12 protein-coding genes are annotated in these 12,315 nt (G+C 57.7%); 8 read left to right on the forward strand and 4 right to left on the reverse strand.

Annotated elements, in window-relative coordinates; genetic code table 11:
- Positions 1-137: 137 nt before the first annotated feature.
- On the reverse strand, positions 138-641 hold the full coding sequence (locus JQ617_RS12970; protein WP_212026625.1) for a Spy/CpxP family protein refolding chaperone: 504 nt from the start codon (positions 639-641) through the stop codon (positions 138-140).
- 443 nt (positions 642-1,084) lie between these two features.
- Between JQ617_RS12970 and JQ617_RS40350 the strand changes: the two genes are divergently transcribed.
- Positions 1,085-1,324, forward strand: coding sequence for a hypothetical protein (locus JQ617_RS40350; RefSeq protein ID WP_212026626.1), 240 nt, complete (start codon positions 1,085-1,087; stop codon positions 1,322-1,324).
- Between the two features lie 360 nt (positions 1,325-1,684).
- Here JQ617_RS40350 and JQ617_RS12980 read toward each other — a convergent pair whose 3' ends face one another.
- A complete protein-coding gene (locus JQ617_RS12980) occupies positions 1,685-1,900 on the reverse strand; it encodes a hypothetical protein (protein WP_212026627.1) in 216 nt (71 codons plus the stop codon).
- A 452-nt stretch (positions 1,901-2,352) separates the two neighbouring features.
- Between JQ617_RS12980 and JQ617_RS12985 the strand changes: the two genes are divergently transcribed.
- Positions 2,353-2,841 carry a phage terminase small subunit P27 family gene (locus tag JQ617_RS12985; RefSeq protein ID WP_212026628.1) on the forward strand — a complete coding sequence of 163 codons (489 nt, stop codon included), beginning with the start codon at positions 2,353-2,355 and terminating at the stop codon, positions 2,839-2,841.
- Positions 2,842-3,110: 269 nt separating this feature from the next.
- On the opposite strand, the gene aspT (JQ617_RS12990) is transcribed toward JQ617_RS12985, so the two are convergent.
- The gene (aspT, locus tag JQ617_RS12990) at positions 3,111-4,805 is read right to left on the reverse strand and encodes an aspartate-alanine antiporter (RefSeq protein ID WP_212026629.1); all 1,695 of its coding nucleotides are present in this window, start codon (positions 4,803-4,805) and stop codon (positions 3,111-3,113) included.
- Between the two features lie 16 nt (positions 4,806-4,821).
- The gene (gene aspT / locus JQ617_RS12995) at positions 4,822-6,513 is read right to left on the reverse strand and encodes an aspartate-alanine antiporter (RefSeq protein WP_212026630.1); all 1,692 of its coding nucleotides are present in this window, start codon (positions 6,511-6,513) and stop codon (positions 4,822-4,824) included.
- 325 nt (positions 6,514-6,838) lie between these two features.
- Here aspT (JQ617_RS12995) and aspD point away from each other — a divergent pair, with 325 nt between their 5' ends.
- From aspD to JQ617_RS13025, 6 genes are all read left to right on the forward strand, one after another.
- Complete coding sequence (gene aspD, locus JQ617_RS13000; protein WP_212026631.1) at positions 6,839-8,452, forward strand: aspartate 4-decarboxylase; 1,614 nt, start codon at positions 6,839-6,841, stop codon at positions 8,450-8,452.
- 241 nt (positions 8,453-8,693) lie between these two features.
- Positions 8,694-9,188 (forward strand): hypothetical protein, encoded by a 495-nt coding sequence (locus JQ617_RS13005; protein ID WP_212026632.1) that lies wholly within the window; start codon positions 8,694-8,696, stop codon positions 9,186-9,188.
- Between the two features lie 292 nt (positions 9,189-9,480).
- Positions 9,481-9,900 (forward strand): P27 family phage terminase small subunit, encoded by a 420-nt coding sequence (locus JQ617_RS13010; protein WP_212026633.1) that lies wholly within the window; start codon positions 9,481-9,483, stop codon positions 9,898-9,900.
- A gap of 117 nt (positions 9,901-10,017) precedes the next feature.
- Positions 10,018-10,848, forward strand: coding sequence for a hypothetical protein (locus tag JQ617_RS13015; protein ID WP_212026634.1), 831 nt, complete (start codon positions 10,018-10,020; stop codon positions 10,846-10,848).
- A gap of 34 nt (positions 10,849-10,882) precedes the next feature.
- Complete coding sequence (locus tag JQ617_RS13020) at positions 10,883-11,797, forward strand: hypothetical protein (RefSeq protein WP_212026635.1); 915 nt, start codon at positions 10,883-10,885, stop codon at positions 11,795-11,797.
- Between the two features lie 39 nt (positions 11,798-11,836).
- Positions 11,837-12,304: a hypothetical protein gene (locus JQ617_RS13025; protein WP_212026636.1), complete on the forward strand. Its 468-nt coding sequence runs from the start codon at positions 11,837-11,839 to the stop codon at positions 12,302-12,304.
- Positions 12,305-12,315 lie beyond the last annotated feature (11 nt).

The following is a 12,315-nucleotide window of genomic DNA, read 5'->3' on the forward strand; positions in this document are numbered from 1 at the left end:
ACACGAGATCGGCGAGGGACGTTTGCGTTTGACGTAGATCAAGAAAAGTGCGCGAACGCGAAAGGCGAACGCGCGTTTCATGAACGCGGGAACTCGATCAACGAAGTTCCGCTCTGACGTAGGACTTCAGCCGGCAATCAGTCGTCGTCGTCTTCAGGCTCGAGACTGTGCTCGATGGCATCGCGCATTCCGCGCATGACGACGTAAGACGCAAAAGACATTCTTCTCTTCTGATCGTCACTCAAGGTCTTGTAGAGAGGCTCCCAGGCAGCAGCGAGCTTCTTGAGGTCGTCGCCACGCTGGATGAGGCGATCAGCTCTTCGTTGCATCAGCTCGACTGGATTGCTGTCCTTAAGGGGATCGATGGCGTCGTCGTGCAGCTCGACTATCCGCTGCAATCGCGCCTGCCGATTTGCCGCTCTGTTGCGAATTGCGTTCTCGACTGCTGGCCAATATTTTTCCTGATCGCTCGTCAGTTGGAGAGCAGCCCTGACGATGCCAACGCGCATATCTGTTAAACTCTTCAAGTCTGTCGCTTTAGGGCCGTCAGGTGCAGCAGTGGTTGTTGTCTGTGCTGCGCAGACCAGAGGCGAAGTTGTGATCAGAAAGGCTAACGCTGCGATGGCTGTAGTTCGTTTCATTGAAAAGCTCCTAAGACTAGCCCCTTAGCGAATTGGCTGGGTCGGTGCTGGTAGCTCTTGATGTAGGTCAAGATGACTGGTGACGAGCGCTCGCGATGCGAGAATATGCTGCTCATGATGAGCCTGCGCGACGGTTGAAATGCTGGTAACCAAGCCGAAACGGCGGCCTATCTTAGGGCCGCCTCGGCTGTTGATCAGTATTGATATGGCGGGCAAACCCACTGACCGTAGGCGTCGTAGTAGCAACGATTGTAATAACCGTTGTAGTAGGCAGCGCCCGCTGCTGCTGCGCCAACAGCGGCGGCGCCATAGGCTGCGCCGCGATAAGCAGCGCCTCTGTAGGCAGTGCGGTATGCGCCTCTCCGCACCGCCGCTCGTGCAACTGGTCTGCCGGGAATGGGTCTGTATCCGTAGCCCCGACCGGCAACTCCGACGCGCCCAGCGTGAACCGCGCCGCCCCGTACATGAGCGACGCGAGCGCCACCTCCATGAAATCCGCCGCCGCGATAACCGCCACCGCGCCGCGCGAATGCTTCATCTGGACTAAAACTGGCGAGCAGGAGAATGGCCGCCGCGAGGCCAACAAGAGTATATCGAACCATAAGCGACTCCAACGTTGCGAGCCCATTCCATCGAAAGCGATGGTGATGCTGACAGGCAGGATCGTTTCAGCGCGTTGGTGACGCTTAGGTTTGACTCATGTCAACCAAATGGGTTTCCACTTTGGAACCGTTCGCTGGTCGGCCCCGCCTCCGGCGGCGCCGCATTCCTAGTTGCCTTGAAGGAAGCAAAGAGGGCGCTCAGTTGGGCAGCCTCTCTCATTCCATCCATACGGCCCCTTGCGCTTTCTCATACGTCGATCACCGCGCGGGCGCGCGGCGCGAACTCGCCAATCCTTTGCTCTTGCTTTATTGGGGGGTCGCAAAGCGTCTTGAGGATAGCCCTTTGATCGTCAATGCTCTCCTGCGCCACTTTCCGGGCGTCTTGCGTGCGCTTCGGATCTGGCGGCGGGATTCGTGACTTCGGGCTCCGGGTACGGTCGTTTAGCTTAGCCTGGTCTTGGCAACGAGATCGGGTCTTACGTCGGCAAGCTTCAGAAGCTCGGACTGATGCTTGTGCGCACGCAGATCATCGAGCGCGACGCGCACATGATGAGCGGCGCTCGGGTGGTCAAGCTGCTCAAGTTCCTCCAAAGCCCATGTCAGGTACTGCACGGCTGCATCGGTTAGCGGCAAGTTTTCGGGTACTCGTCTGCCCATCCTTTATCCCCTGTGCAGAGGTTGTAGGAATACTGTCATACCGTCTTGAGGCTGTCATGGCTCTTTACAGCCTGAGCGCGAGTTCCTTTGTCCAATTGTGCTCCGGCGGAGTGCTTTTTGCGGCGCAATCGAGATTGGGGTTCGTTGGGCTAAAATGGGCTTCGGTGGCAAAGTTGCCGCAAGACGCCCCGCAAACAGGGCCTGCGTTCGCGCGACGCCTTCCCCGCTGTCTGGTAGCGGTCACCGCCGATCAGCGCACCCAATGCCCGCGCCGCAGGCCGGATGGCTTCAACAGGGGGCGGGGGGGAAGGAGGCGCCACTCGCGCGGGTCCCGCCGAAGCGCTGGCGGCGCCTTCAGCCTAACGGGCGAGAGATGCGCGATTTTCTAGAAAAGCGTTCTACGCGCCAGCGCGCGTTGGCTGTAGGCTGGGCTGATCGAAAGGAGGTTTCCAATGAAGCCCGGTCCTCCGCCAATTCCATTTACGCTTAAGGCCTTGCGCGGCAATCGAGGTCATCAAAAGCTGCGGCGTCCGCCCAAGCCCGACTGCCCGCCTAAATGCCCTGATCCGCCGTCATTCCTATGTGCCTTCGCCCAGGACGAGTGGTGGCGAGTCGCCCCTGAACTGCATGCCCTTGGTCTGCTGACCAGAGCGGATGTGGCCTGCCTAGGTGCTTATTGCCACGCTTACGGCCAATGGCGACTTGCCTGCGAAGCACTGGAGCGGATTGCCAACCGCGATGAGATCATGCACGGGCTACTGGTAAAGACCGCCGATGGCAACGCGCGGCGAAACCCATTGGTCAAGATTGCGTCAGATGCGGCCGAGGACATGCTGCGCTTTGCAGGCGAGTTCGGCCTTACACCAGTTGCCCGCACAAGATTGGCAGCAGCCAGTTTCAGCCCGTCGATGCCGTCGAAGTTCGGCGAGCTGTTAAGATAGGAGGCAAGGTGGAGACGAACTTGATGACGCAATGCGTTGCAAATCATTTGGCGGCGGTTCTGTAATCTCTGATCGTTGCACACAGCCGTTTCGTCGTTCTCAATTTGCGCTGTCCTTCAGATTTGATGGAAGTACAAAAGCAAGCTTACCGCGAGTGCAACAACAAGGTTCCAGGCGAGCCAAGCTGCTAGATATTGGTTATTCTGATTCCTCACTTGCGCAATCTTCTGCACATTCTGCTGGATTTGTATAACACATTGACGAATTGTTCAGGCCGCAAACACAAGCACAATAACCGAGCCCCAGGTTGTGAGCAGGATGTTCGCGATGGGATAGGCCGGCGTATAGCCGAGCACGGGCACTGGGCTCCCCGACCGCTCCTGAAGGGCGGCCATTGCAGCTGTGACAGTCTGCGCTCCGGTTAGCCCCCCGAGGAGAAGGATCGGATTCATCCGCAAAACGAAATGACCGAAGCAAAATCCGACGACCTGCGGCAGCAGCGTGACGGCCACGCCGCCGAGCAGTAGGCCTACGCCCGATTCTCGCAAGGCCGAAAGAAAGATTGGCCCGGCGTGGATGCCTGTTAGCCCGACAAACGCCGCCAAACCAAGTGATGTCATCAGGCTGATAGCAGCGTCGGGAATGCTACCGAAGCGCGGGTTGAGGGTACGGATGTAGCCGACCAGAAGCCCGGCGAGCAGCGTGCCGACACTGGTGCTGAGCGCTATCTTGATGCTGCCAACGGGAAAGCTCACCAGCACGCCGATGATGCCGCCGAAGAAGATGGCAAGCCCCAGCACAACGAAGTCGATGCTGGTGCTGGGCGAAACAATAGCACCTATGTTCTTCGCTGCATTCTCTACCAATCGTTCAGGACCGACGATGCGCAGTAGGTCGCCACGCTGCAGAACCAAGCCCGGAGCAATCGGAAGCGCTTGGCCGCCCCGGCTCAACGAGCGCAAGTAAACGGCGCGCGTCCAGTCCTGCTGCGACGCCTCTTGCAGATTCATGCCGGCAAGTTTGACGCTTATCAGGAATACGTCAGCGGAGATCACTGGAATGTCGAGCAGCAGCGAGTCCTCGACTTCCTGGGCTCGAGGGCCGATGAGTTCCACGATGATCTGGCGTGGCGCCGAAATCGCGATGACATCCCCCGGCGCCAATACGGTGTCTGCCTCGGCCTCGAACAATCGTTCTCCGCGGCGAAGGCGGTGAATGAATAGACGGTGCTCCGGCAGGCGGGCCTCCGCGGCCGCTACAGTTGATCCAGCGAGAGGAGAGTTCTCATCCAGTCGATAAGCGCGCAACTCGAATTTTCGCCAGGCAGACGCCAGCCCCGGCTTCGTTCGGCTCATTCCCAGCGATTGCTCAAGCTTGAGCGCCTCCTCTCGCAGGTCGATCTGCAGAAGCGCTGGTGCGATCACCGTGCACCACATGATAACGCCCGCATAACCGAAGATGTAGCAGACCGCATCGGCGACTGCGATGTGGGAGACAAAAAGGGCACGCTGCGTCTCAGGCACCGCGAGACTATTGACCGCGTCGGTCGCCGTTCCCATTGCCGCACTTTGGCTGAGCGCTCCCGACATCAGCCCCGCCGCAAAGCCAGGATCGAGGTTGAGAATCCTGCCCACGACGATTGAGGCCGCGAGGCCGGTGACGCAAACAACGACAGCGAGCAACATCGGCTTCAGGCCGTCACGCTTCATCGCCTGTACGAATTGCGGACCAACTGAATAGCCAACGCCGAAAAGAAATAGCAGGAATAGAAACGATTTTGTCATACCGGAAACGGGCACATGTGCGAAGTCGCCCACGATCAAGCCAGCGAACAACGCGCCCGTGACCGGACCCAGACTGAAGGCGCCGATCTTAAAGCTCCCGATCCAATAGCCCGCGGCAATTACCAAGAATAGCGCGAGCTCTGGATAGCGGACGAGAAACCCCTCCAGCCAGGTCAGCATCTCGGCACACCGATTTCTACGTCATCAGCATGACGAGCACCATGCCCCAGATAGTTAGCAGCGTATTCCCGACCGCGTAGGTGACGGTATAGCCAAGACCCGGGATCTGGCTCTTGGCGCGATCGTTCACCATGCCAAGCGATGCTGTTGTGGTTCGTGCGCCGGAACAACAGCCGAGCACGATGGCGTCATGGAAGCGGAACACGTATTTGCCGACATACATTGCGAGGACCAGAGGCACAGTCGTCGCCACGATGCCCCACAGAAATAATCCGATGCCGAGCGCCTTCAGGCCCGCCACGAAGCCCGGGCCAGACGAGATACCTACGATGGCAATGAAGACATTCAGGCCGACAGAGTTCATGAACCAGACCGTCGGCGAGGGAATGCGGCCGAAGGTCGGACGAACAGAGCGCAGCCAGCCGAAGAACAGGCCCGAGATCAATGCACCGCCGGAGGTGGATAGCGTCAGCGGCACGCTGCCGACCTTGTAGACGATCGCGCCGATCAGCGCCCCGATGGCGATGGCGGCGCCGATGAAAGCGACATCAGCCATGTCGGTCGCTTTGTCTGGCCGACCCAGCATCTTCGTTGCGGCCGCGACGTCCGGCGTGCGTCCGACTATCGTTACGATGTCGCCGCGGTTGATCTTGGTGTTTGGAAGGATTGGAATCTCGGTCGCGATAGCGCCCCTCGTGATCTTGCGCAGGAAGACGCCCCGCGATGCTGGCGTCCGTGCAAGCTCCTCCAAGGTCTTGCCGTCTACATCCTTGCTGGTGACGTAAACGTCCACACCTTCGATGGGCATCGCGAGCAGCTCGCGATCGTCCACCTCTTCCGCCTGTTCGCCGATGAGTTGGACCAGCACGTCGCGCCTGCCGGCCACCGCAACGACATCATTCGCGTGGATCACGGCGTCCGCCGTGGCGTCCACGATCTTCCCGTCCTGTCGCAGCCGAAGGATGAACACGCGCTGATCCGGGATAAGTGCCTCGGCCTCGTGCACCTTTTTTCCGACAACTGGGCCGCGCTCGCGAACACGGAACGCGCGGACGTCGAACTGGTGCCACGCGGTGCCAGGGCCGCCCAACTGCTTTTTGCCGCCGTGCTCCTCCTCATATTTCTTACATGCGGCCTCAAGGTCGATGCCGAGCAGCGCCGGTCCAAACAGCGCAAGGACGATCGCCGATCCTACAGTGCCGAAGATATAGGTGACCGCGTAGGCGACAGGCATGCCGTCGAGGATTTTCTTGGTCTCCTCCGGCGAAAGACCTAGCCGGTTGATGGCGTCGGTCGCAAGACCCATCGAAGCAGAGATGGTCTGCGAGCCCGCGTAGAATCCTGCTGCCGAGCCCACATCATAGCCAGCGATCTTGGCTGTGACATAGGGAGCGAGTAGGCAAAACACGCAGACGACGGCGGCAAAGATCGCCTGTGGAATGCCATCCTGCGCGATACCCCGAACGAATTGCGGCCCTACGCCATAGCCGATGGCAAACAGGAACATCAGAAAGAAAAATGGTTTAAGCGGCCCAGTGATCGTAATTCCGATCTGACCGATGATCACAGCAGCGATCAGGGTTGCAGTGACAGCACCGAGCCCGAGGCCCTTATAGGTGAACGAGCCAAAATAGTAGCCCAAGGCCAAGGATAGGAAGATCGCGATTTCCGGATAGCTCTTGAGTGTCTGAAAGAACCAGTCGATCATGATGTCACCCTTCATGCGTAGGCATGCCCAACCCGCTTCGCACTATGTCGGACGCGAAGATCCCGACAGCGGGAGATCTGGTCGTATCGGATCAACATGAGGCGAGGAGCCCGCATGCGACATGTTGATTTATGTCAATGGCCGAGCCCGGGTTGAGGGAGCGCCGGCACTGTCGAGTTGCTGCGTCGCGGCACGACGGTGATTCAAATACCCTTGAGCTAGATCAACAGAATGCCATCGGCCGACAATCATCCTTGTTTACGATGATGCAGGCGCGGAGCCCGCTTGACCTTGTTCCCCAAACCGCACCGTTCGGGAGTGTCTTATGGCTGATATCTTGACGCTGAAGAAATTTGAAGCGCTGAGCCCTTTCGAGATCAAAGACGAGTTGATCAATCTCGCCAAGGCAACCTCGAAGCGGACGCAGTCTGCGTTCCTGAACGCGGGCCGAGGTAATCCGAACTGGGTTGCCACGACGCCGCGGGAAGGTTTCTTCCTACTCGGGCAGTTCGCGATCACTGAGAGCAAGCGCGTCATGGATCACGCCGCTGGAATCGGCGGCATGCCTCAAGCCAAAGGCATTGCGGCACGCTACGAGACCTGGCTTGCCCAGCACTCCGACATGCCCGGCGCAAGCTTTCTGTCGGAGATGCTGCCCTTTGCCGTCAAGAAGTTTGGCTTTGAGCCGGATGCCTTTGTCCACGAGCTCGTGGACTCTATCATTGGCGACAATTATCCGGTGCCGGACCGCATGCTTGTTCACAACGAGAAGATTGTGCACGAATACCTGATGTGGGCGGTGTGTGGCGAGCCGCGGCCGCCGGGAAAATTCGATATCTATGCAGTCGAGGGCGGCACAGCGGCGATGTGCTACCTCTTCAAGTCGCTGAAGGCCAACCGACTGCTGCTTCCCGGCGATACCATCGCGCTCGGTACTCCGATCTTCACGCCTTATATCGAAATGACGCATCTTGAGGACTACGACCTCAAGGTCGTCCAGATCAAGGCGCCCCAGGAGAATAAGTTCCAGTTCACCGACGAGGAGATCGCAAAGCTTGAAGATCCGAAGATCAAGGCGTTCTTCATCGTCAATCCAGCCAATCCCAGTGGGATGGGGGTGAGCCCAGAAACGATCGGCAAGTTGAGCAAACTGGTTAAGACCAAGCGTCCCGATCTGATGCTGTTGACCGATGACGTCTACGGCACCTTCGTCCATGGTTTTCGTTCGCTGCTTGGCGAACTGCCACACAACACCATCGGTGTGTATTCATATTCGAAATATTTCGGCTGCACGGGATGGCGGCTCGGCGCGATCGCCATTCATGAAGATAACATCTTCGACAAGATGATCGCGAAGTTGCCCGATGACGCCGTCAAGGCGCTCGACAAACGCTACGGACCGCTAACCCTGGAACCACGCAAGCTGAAGCTTATCGACCGCATTGTTGCCGACAGCCGCGACGTAGCTCTCAATCACACAGCGGGCCTGTCGCTGCCGCAGCAGGTCATGATGAGCCTGTTCTCGCTCTCGGAGATGATGGACACCAAGAAGGCCTATCAGGCTGCCTGCATGGAAATTGTCAATAAGCGGCTGTGGTCGCTGCTGGACGGTCTTGGCCTTGCCGACAAGCTCACTCCCAACCCCAATTATGATGCGTATTACGGCCTGATCGATTTCGAATTCTGGGCGCGCAAGAACATTGGCGACGAGGCCGTCGACTATCTCAAGAAAACCGTTCACCCCCTCGATCTTGCGTTTCGCCTGGCTGAGGCCCACGGCATCGTACTGCTAAATGGCGGCGGCTTCGACGCGCCCGAATGGTCATTGCGGGTATCGCTGGCAAATCTTCCCGATGATGTCTACGACGATATCGGACGGGGTGTGCGCGCCATCGCGCGAGGATACCGCGACGCTTACGAGGCCTCGAAGAAAGGCTGACGAAGCAGGCGCCGGCGGCGCCATCGATCAAAGGCGTCGCCGGGGCGTTCGTGTTGCATCCTTTGCCGGCCTATGGCGGCACCCAGCCAGTTCAAGTGAACAAGTAGAGCGCCTCCGCGACGTGCGATTTCGGAGCGGTTCACGCCAAGTCATCAATTCGACGGCGCATCGTGCTGCTGAGGGGTGGGTCACGGAAGTTGCTTCTGAGTGGGACGCGCAGTTATCTGACTTGGGAGTGACCATGCGTCAACCTTTGAAGCGCATCAGCGCAGTGCTGTTCATTCTTCTGGTTATACCTGCGGCTTCTGAAGCCGAGGAGAACTTGGGACCGGATGCAACAACCTATGCCCCGCGTTTGAGCGATCTCATGATAAGTATGCAAATTCGACACGCGAAATTATTTTTTGCCGCCAAACGGGGGAATTGGGGTTTAGCAGCGTTTGAACTTGAGCAAATCTCCGCGAGCCTTAAGGAAGCTGGGCGCTTCTATCCTAAAGTCGTCTCGACTTCTGATTTGGCGGTTGCAGCTGAACTAGAGGAGGCGGTTGCGGTAGCAGTCAAAGCAAAAGATGAGGGAAAGTTCGAGCGGTCGTTCGATCAAATGAGCGGCCAGTGCAATCGTTGTCACAGGGTGGCAGATAGAGACTACATTTTCATTAGGAGACCTTTGTCTGCGTCCGCATTCAGCAATCAATCATATGGCGTGCGACGCCATCGTGAGGATGACCTTCGTTAAACTCTTTTGTTGCTTTACGGAGCAGAGAGATGGAGATCGCTTGGGTTATCATAGTCGGAGGCATCGCTGGGGTAATCGCGAAGCTGATTATGCTAGGAGAACCAGAGCCCAGGGGCTTCATCCTGATAACAACGTTCGGAATCACTGGTGGGGTCGTTGCGGCTTACCTTGGTCCAACTGTGGGGTGGGATGGTTTCGGAGTGGGAGTTATCGTCGGAGCTGTTTTCCTTCTTTGTCTGTATAGGTTCGTTAGGGGCCAGCGGCGTGCCTGAGTTGTTTATTAACGGCTAATTTGAAGGCGCCCAAGGGTTCTTTATTCGCGTGCGATGCGCAGTCCGGCGCGGCTCTGACCCTCCTGAAAAATACGGAGTGGCGGGCCCAACTCGATGTCCCCGCGCTGGCGGCCTATTGCTACAGCTTCGGCCAGTGGCGCATGGCGGCCGAGGCGCTGGCGAAGATGCAGGCGAACGATCCGATCATGGGTGCGCAACTGGTTAAGACCAAGTACGGTGACGCGGCGCTGAACCCGCTGGTCAGCATCGTGCGCAAGCACGCGGGCGATGTGGTGCGCTATGCTGGTGAGTTCGGCCTCACAGCAGCCGCTCGTAGCCGGATGATCCGCGCCAGCGTCAACCCGCAGCCGCCGCCGTCGAAGTTCGACGGCTTGATCGGGGGCTGCACCGTCACGCCGATCAGAAGCGGAGATGGGTAGGGGTCCTAGACAAAAGAAGGCCGGTGCAGCATCTTTACTGACGCGCGCACGACAGCTACCCTCTACCTTTGCGCGATAATAAATTTTGGACTTCTGAGGGGGGACTAAACGCAGACTATGGCGCGCCGCAAACCGGACGAATTACCTCACATCATTCTTAACATTCAAACTCAACGACCTATTCAGCTAGACGACTTCGTTTCGGCATTTTCATCAATAGCGAGCCAGTATGAGAGGTTTGTGCGGGCCCAGTACCCCGAGTTATCGGGCGACGCCAAAATTTTCGTGCGCGAGGTCCGTGCGGGCTCAATAGAAGCCGACTTGATCCCTTGGGCAATGCAGGGGTTGAGCGCCGTCGTAAACGTCATCGAGCAAATTCAGATCGTCGAGAAATTCGTTAAAACTTACGGGGGGATACTCGGCAAATATCTCAACGGTGGCAAGGAGGCTGACGCTAGTCGTGGCGACCTGAAGGACTTCATGGGGGCGGTGTCGGCGATAGCGAATGACCCTAAGGGCCGGTCAACATTGCAGGCCGTTGCTTACGAGGACGGCAAGAAAAAGATCAAAGCGGCCCTGGTGTTCGACACCACTCAAGCGCGCGAAGCTCAAAAACAGATCGAAGATCAAAGGCTCCTGCTGGAGTCTTCTAGCTCGGCCGATCATCAACGAGTTCTGATGACCTTCAAGCAGTCCAACGTCAAGGACAGCGTGATGGGCAAGAGGACAGGAGAGCGGGTCGCAATTGAGGACATCTCGCCTCGCGATCTGCCGTTGATCTACGCTTCGGAATTGGCCGAGCAGCGAATCAAGCATGAGGTGCGCGAAGCGGACGAAAACGTCTACAAGAAAGGCTTCATCGTTGATGTGAACGTGCAACTGGTGGGCGGCAGGCCTGCAGGTTATCGCGTCACCAATTTGCATCAGGTGATCGATCTACCTGAATAACTGATTAGCGCAGAAGCCTGCTCCGGGGGGTAGAATGGCGAAAAAGGCGAAGCGGCAGCGGACGGTCAGTATGCGCAAACTTGCGCGCAAAGATCGCTCCGACATGGAGGCAGTGGAGCTTCAGTTTAAAGTCGCCACTATATTCCGCGAGGCCGGATATGAGCCACGATATCCAACTCGGGGTGTATCGACTGCCTTCACCATCGATGCGGCCGGGCATCACCGCATCCTGGTGTACTGCTTTCCGATCATAAACCTGGCGCTTCTCGGCCTCGCCATCGACGCGAAGAACAGAATGTTAAACGAAATTGAAGAATTGTGGATCATTGGCGAAGAGATGCGCGATGGCCTCAATGAAGAGAGAGATCAGTACGGTTCACCCATTCTCTTCTTGCATGAACTTGACCGTGAGGTTGAACGACTGGAGCGCGCCCGGCCTCCGGACAGGGCTCGGCCCCAACCATCTGCGCGGACGCGAGTGGGCAAGGCGTTGACCTTAAACGGCGACGAGCTGAAAACAGCGGCGACAACGTCATTGCTCCTCGTTGAGGATCGCCTTGAAGTTCTGAACAGCGAGCGGCCGAACTCCACCGAGGCGAAGGCGCAGAAACAGAAAGAGATCGAATCTCTTACGGTGCTGAGGGATCAGCTTGCCGTCATTCGCGATCTGCCAGAGCAGATAAAAAATGGGGCCGTCAGCGAGGGCCAAGCAAACAAGTCGGTTAAGTCGTTTGCGGATACGGTGCGGGAGTACTGGAACAAAAACAGCGAAATGATCTGCAGTCGAGCGGTGACCATCGCCCTGTTCTCTTCCACAGTCCTCGTTTGCAAGCTCGCTGGCGCATCTGGTGACTTCACCATCGCCGTTTCCGCCGCGATGGCAGGAGGTAAGAACGTCATGGACGGGCTTAAAGGCATCGCCCGCAAAGTATTCAAAGCAGCGAGTTGATCGGGGCAAAAGGTGACTAGGAAGATCTGGTACGCAGGCATGCTAACGCTGCTGACCGTGCTCGACGTGGCTGCGGCGAACGAGGTTGATGGCTTTCGCCTCGGCATGTCGATGCAGCAGGCTTCGCAATTGGCGCTTGAAAAGGGCTACAAGTTCAGCAACCCCATAAAGAGCGGCCAGAATTGGACATCGTACGTCTTATTCAAAGACGGCCCAAACGTATCGTTCTGCGGCAACGTCCTCAGCTCGGTGGGCCGCAGCTCCGATAGTAACCTGCACGAATTTGCGAACTCTTTGGCGCAGTGGACGACATCGCTTGGCGAGCCCGAGGTGGAGGCAAGCCAAAAATACGCGAGTGGCTCTCCGCTAAGTACGATAGGCTATAAGTGGCTGGGCCAAGACAATGTGCGACGCCAGATCAGTTTTTGGCAGTATGGTTCGCAAAGCCCACAGATGTCGTTGAGCTACGGCTACATCAAGCACCCTTGCAACGAAGGTGCTCGCTGAGCAGCCCTTGG

The sequence above is a fragment of the Bradyrhizobium sp. KB893862 SZCCT0404 genome (genome assembly GCF_018130885.1).
GTDB classification, from domain to species: Bacteria; Pseudomonadota; Alphaproteobacteria; order Rhizobiales; family Xanthobacteraceae; genus Bradyrhizobium; species Bradyrhizobium stylosanthis.

Excerpts from the sequence above, each read along its gene's own strand:
- JQ617_RS12970 (WP_212026625.1), bottom strand. The coding sequence starts at position 641 with ATGAAACGAACTACAGCCATCGCAGCGTTAGCCTTTCTGATCACAACT.
- JQ617_RS12980 (WP_212026627.1), bottom strand. The coding sequence starts at position 1,900 with ATGGGCAGACGAGTACCCGAAAACTTGCCGCTAACCGATGCAGCCGTG.
- JQ617_RS12985 (WP_212026628.1), top strand. The coding sequence starts at position 2,353 with ATGAAGCCCGGTCCTCCGCCAATTCCATTTACGCTTAAGGCCTTGCGC.
- aspT (WP_212026629.1), bottom strand. The coding sequence starts at position 4,805 with ATGCTGACCTGGCTGGAGGGGTTTCTCGTCCGCTATCCAGAGCTCGCG.
- aspT (WP_212026630.1), bottom strand. The coding sequence starts at position 6,513 with ATGATCGACTGGTTCTTTCAGACACTCAAGAGCTATCCGGAAATCGCG.
- aspD (WP_212026631.1), top strand. The coding sequence starts at position 6,839 with ATGGCTGATATCTTGACGCTGAAGAAATTTGAAGCGCTGAGCCCTTTC.
- JQ617_RS13005 (WP_212026632.1), top strand. The coding sequence starts at position 8,694 with ATGCGTCAACCTTTGAAGCGCATCAGCGCAGTGCTGTTCATTCTTCTG.
- JQ617_RS13015 (WP_212026634.1), top strand. The coding sequence starts at position 10,018 with ATGGCGCGCCGCAAACCGGACGAATTACCTCACATCATTCTTAACATT.
- JQ617_RS13020 (WP_212026635.1), top strand. The coding sequence starts at position 10,883 with ATGGCGAAAAAGGCGAAGCGGCAGCGGACGGTCAGTATGCGCAAACTT.
- JQ617_RS13025 (WP_212026636.1), top strand. The coding sequence starts at position 11,837 with ATGCTAACGCTGCTGACCGTGCTCGACGTGGCTGCGGCGAACGAGGTT.